At 42.1% G+C, this 4,759-nt stretch carries 5 protein-coding genes; 2 read left to right on the top strand and 3 right to left on the bottom strand.

The genetic code is table 11. From position 1 onward, the window contains the following. Positions 1–102 precede the first annotated feature (102 nt). Together AC4E96_RS13850 and AC4E96_RS13845 are read right to left on the bottom strand one after the other, a co-directional pair. On the bottom strand, positions 103–768 hold the full coding sequence (locus tag AC4E96_RS13850) for a response regulator (RefSeq protein ID WP_490256245.1): 666 nt from the start codon (positions 766–768) through the stop codon (positions 103–105). Continuing rightward, positions 761–2,008, bottom strand: coding sequence for a sensor histidine kinase (locus tag AC4E96_RS13845; protein ID WP_490256244.1), 1,248 nt, complete (start codon positions 2,006–2,008; stop codon positions 761–763). Before AC4E96_RS13845 ends, AC4E96_RS13850 begins: the two co-directional genes overlap by 8 nt. Before the next feature lie 161 nt (positions 2,009–2,169). On the opposite strand from AC4E96_RS13845, the gene AC4E96_RS13840 reads away from it, so the two are divergent. Together AC4E96_RS13840 and AC4E96_RS13835 are read left to right on the top strand one after the other, a co-directional pair. Continuing rightward, positions 2,170–2,913, top strand: coding sequence for a hypothetical protein (locus tag AC4E96_RS13840; protein WP_490256243.1), 744 nt, complete (start codon positions 2,170–2,172; stop codon positions 2,911–2,913). A gap of 35 nt (positions 2,914–2,948) precedes the next feature. Beyond that, positions 2,949–4,019, top strand: coding sequence for a hypothetical protein (locus tag AC4E96_RS13835; RefSeq protein WP_490256242.1), 1,071 nt, complete (start codon positions 2,949–2,951; stop codon positions 4,017–4,019). 30 nt (positions 4,020–4,049) lie between these two features. Here the strand turns inward: AC4E96_RS13835 and AC4E96_RS13830 are convergent, their stop codons facing one another. Beyond that, the gene (locus AC4E96_RS13830) at positions 4,050–4,397 is read right to left on the bottom strand and encodes a Fis family transcriptional regulator (RefSeq protein ID WP_490256241.1); all 348 of its coding nucleotides are present in this window, start codon (positions 4,395–4,397) and stop codon (positions 4,050–4,052) included. Positions 4,398–4,759: the final 362 nt, after the last annotated feature.

Here is a 4,759-nt window from a genome sequence, read left to right as displayed (position 1 = left end):
AAACGACCTATGACTGGATCATAGTATCGTGCCTGCATATAAAGTAAGTAGCTAGCTACTCTAACAATTTTGAGAATTTATAATTGCGTATAAACAAAAACCCTACTTCAATATCCCCTGCTCTATTGCACTCAACACAGCTCGCGTTCTATCACGGACACCAAGCTTGGTCAGAATGTTAGACACGTGGTTTTTGATGGTGCCTTCGGATTTAAACAAGGCGCCTGAGATTTCTTTATTGGAATAACCGCACGCCATTAAGCGTAAGACTTCGAGTTCTTTTTTGGATAAATCAGACTGACCTGCGTTGGTTGCTTCATAACTAAACGTCGGGCTTTGTGATTTAACACCAGCAACCAAGCGCTCAGTGATGGCAGGTTGAATTAACGTCGCGCCGCTTTTAACCGATTCAATTGATTCGCATAGCGTGGCCAGAGACACATCTTTTAATAAGTAGCCTTTGGCACCAGCGGCAAGTCCTTCTAATACTAATTGATGATCGTCAAAAGTGGTTAAGATGATCACAGGAGGCGAATCTACCTCTTGCTGTAGTAGTTTGAGTGTCGCGATACCATCCACATTGGGCATGGATAAATCGAGAAGAATTAAGTCGATGTCATGCTCATTTAAAAGGTCGAGTACTTGACTGCCATCGCTTGCTTCGGCCACAACGTTTATTTTGACGTTATGGCTGTCAGAGAGCTTTAATAAACTCTTAATGCCTTCTCTAACCAGCATTTGATCATCCACTAACAACACATTAATCATTCTCTGGCGCTCCTTGCGATGTTTTGTCCCTTGGTAAAGAATCTTCTAGTGGAGACGTCATTTCGACTTTAAACTGGCCGTCAATAATCTCAGCGGTTACATGTCCACCATATCGAGCGAGTCGCTCTTTCATGCCTGTTAAACCATTGCCTAACTTAACCGACTGTTGCTTATTTTTGCTGCCGTGTGTTTTTGGTAACTCACCATCGTCGGTAATAACTAATTTAAAGTGAGTTTTCACATCCGACATACTTGAGTCGCAGATATACTCGCACTCTATGCGGACATGTTTGGCTTTGCCGTGTTTGACCGCGTTAGTCACACATTCTTGAATGCACCTTAATAAATCATGCAAAAGTTCTATATTGCTTTGCGGTAGCGCTTGTCCTCGGACTTCGATTTGTAAGTCTGGAAATGAAGACTCGATTAACTCAATGGCATTGGTGAGGTCGATAGACTGGTTTTCTCGAATGGTAGAAACGGCCTCTCTTACGTCACTGAGTAATAGTTTGGCGAGTAAATAACTTTGTTCGATGGGCTGTTTGAGTTCTTCTGCGGGTTTGTCAGCCGCGACTAAATGACTCGCTACCTGTAAGTTAATATTGAGCGCGGTCAGGTGGTGACCCAATAAGTCGTGTAACTCTCGTGCAATTCGAGTTCTTTCTTGGACTTTACTTGATTGTGCTAATAACTCACGAGTGGCTTGAAGCTCTGTGTTTAATGCGGTTGCAGCTTCAGTTGCTTGCTCTGCGCGTTTGGTTTGCAAACTCATCATAAGCGCAAAAATGTGAAAAGAGTAATATAAGAATGCGCTATAAAAAGCGCTACGTTGCTCCCAGACAATGCCGTAAATACTAAACCACACTATGACGACTAAGGTCGTAATCGCAATTGCTTGTTTGGCATTAAAAAAGGATAAAGAAACCGCGGCCCAAATAATGGTAAGTATCGGTAGAAAATCAAGCGGCAACATCAACAATATGGCAAAAGCAAACCCTAACTGAGCAGCAAAAAAAGAGGCTTGAACAGGTCGACTTAAACGCCCATCAAAGTCTCGAGTCGCGCCCAGAAAAGACACCAAATAACCAATAAAACAAGCAACAATCCAGACTTGATCATCTTTAATTGACGGTGCGGCGTTTTCCATCATTTTCATCGCTATGGCAAAAACCACCGCCCAGGTCACCACACCGACACTCTCATGTAATTTGATTTGATATTTGTTGATCACTGCTTGCATGTCGTGTGCTCTTTTCCTTATTGTTAAAAAGCAGTATGACAAACAATTAGTTAGATAAAAATAGGCCAAAAGTCATATTTTTAAATCGTGACTTTGGGCACTGTTTTCGTTGTCGATGGCAATCTAAATTAGACACAGTCAAGACAACTGAGGATGACACCATGTTTGAAACGATTCATACTTTTGTATTAGCCATACACATCACGATTGGCAGTATTGCACTAATCATATTTTGGTTACCTATCATTGAGAAAAAGGGCAGCCCTTTTCATCGTCGCGCCGGAAACTGGTTTGTTTGGGGTATGACGGCTGTCGCGTTGAGCGGAATTCTGATGTCGTCTTTGGTCTTTATCGACCCTTTAGCCGTTCGCGACCCAGAACGTTTATTGAGTTTAACTGAAGCAAACCGCATCGCAGAGATTGGCCGCTCTTCATCCGCTTTTTTATTTATGCTGTCATTTTTGGTGTTGTGCGCCACTCGTCAGTCGGTATTAGCTCTGGAAGCAAAGGCCGACCGCACTGTCATGAAAGCCCCGAGTCACCTAATTTGTATCGTCCTACTGCTCTTGTCGGCTATTTACGTTGGCATGTTGGGCTTACAACGCACCAGTCCTTTATATGAAATCTTTGCCGCTTTATCGATTTTTTCTTCAATCAGTATGCTCCGTTATATCTACAAAAAAGATCTTAAGAAGTCCGAGTGGATCATTGAGCATTTGACCAATATTATGGCCTCAGGTATCGCAGCATATACCGCATTCTTTGTGTTTGGTGGCCAATCATTTTTAAACAACTTAGTACCAGGCGATTATCAAATTCTGTTTTGGATTATGCCAGGTGTCATTGGCGCAACGATTTCGAGAGCCTTTGCTGTCAAATATCGCAAACAGTACCGCGTCGCCTAACTAACATTAATAAAAAAGAATAAGGAAACACCACTATGTTTAATTGGATTAAGGTTATTGTCACCACATTCACTATTATTTTGGTTTTGCTGTTCGCGGTTTTGTTTAGTAGTCCTGTGTTTGCTGCGGCCGAGGTGCTGTCAACAACAATGACGGCTGAAGAGAAACAACGCTACAATATCGATTCTGAAGTAGAAACAGAGTCTGTCGCCGCATCGGGCGCAAAACAACCTCGCGAGCTCGAACAACTTACTCAAGCAAAAGCCTTGATGAACAATAACCGTTTAGAACAGGCTAACGAGATTTTGAAAACACTACTCGACACGCACGGAACCAACCCAGAGGTGCATTACACCTATGCAATGGTGAATGGTTACCTTGCCCAACAAGCCTCAATTTTTACCGCCGGAAAATACGCACAAATTTCTAAAAATGGGTTTATCGCTTCAATTGAAGTAGATCCCAAATACGTTAAGGGCTACGAAGGGTTAATTGGCTTTTACCTCAATGCGCCTGCGATTGCCGGAGGTTCAACAAAAAAGGCAATTAATACGGCCCAAAAACTACAACAAATCTCGCCCCTTCATGGCACATTAAACTTGTTTAATATTGCCCAAAACGAAGGTGAGGATGAGCAACTGGCTGCTCTTGCTAGCAAGCTCGAAAAAGAATTCAGCCATTCTGCTCAAGCGCAATTTGCATTGGGTTTTTATTATCAAGGTTTGGGTGAATACGAAGCGGCGTTTCGTGCTTTTAAACAAGCGGTAAAACCCACTCTTAGAGCAAGTGCTATAGATACGCTGCAGCAAGATGAGCGCAAAGCAGTCCAAAGTGCGATGTATCAACTGGGCCGTAACGCGGTATTTTCAGAGGCGCATATCGATGAGGGCATTGTTGCGATGAATCAGTACCTACAACAAGAGCTTGAAAACGAACTGCCAAGTAAAACCTGGGGCCAGTATCGCTTGTCACAACTCTATGTTCTTAATAAAGAAGACAACAAAGCCAAACCACTGTTAGTTGAATTGCAAGCCACATTGCAACAGCCAGAATACAAAGATAAAGAACTGAGCCACCTTGTCTCAAAAAGTTTGAAGCAACTCTAATTATTTGAGGTTAGCTCCAGAATCGAAGGATTAATACTGGGTCAAACGCTTGGCCCAGTTACCTTTATTCTGCAGTTCACAATCTTCTTCGGTATCAAAGACCAAATGTGTGTTGATGTTTTTTAGATTGATGTTTTGTTTTTGAAGTGTGGCATTAAGTTGTTTTGCAACAAACTCCAGCTCGCCTTTTTGTTTGGCTTGTTCTAGCGCTTGGTTGTCGCTAAACACGCACACGACCTTCAAGCTATCAGGAAATCGAGAAAAGTTAGCTTGATGAGTTAGCCATTCAAACCCATCAATGGTTTTTAAGTGTGCTTCACAAAGCTGAGTTAATGATTGACGCAGTTGATTGTCGAGCTTTTTGTCAGATTTTTTCATGTTAAACTTTTGGCTGTCTCTGGCTATTTAGTTTTATTGGCCGTGCTATTTTTAGGCCGTAGTTTTCGATATCTCTACCGAGTATACTCGTTCTAACGCAGCTGGATTGATGAATATTAATAAACTCTGATAGTTTACCACGCCTATTTAGGCAGTAAATTTTTGTTAAAAAACCAAAGGAAAAACGTGGCCAAACCTCGCTCGAAAGCACCAACTAAGTCCATCGATATTTTTTGTAAACAGTGTCAGCAACCACTATTCAAATACAAAAAAGGCGGTAAAGGCGCGTTGGTCAAATGTTTCAAAGAACGCATTACCAAAGACTTCACCACGACACCTTGTGTTTGTCCAAAGTGTGAAAC

This window comes from Psychrosphaera sp. (genome assembly GCF_982872775.1).
This window is presented reverse-complemented; position numbering and strand designations above follow the sequence as displayed.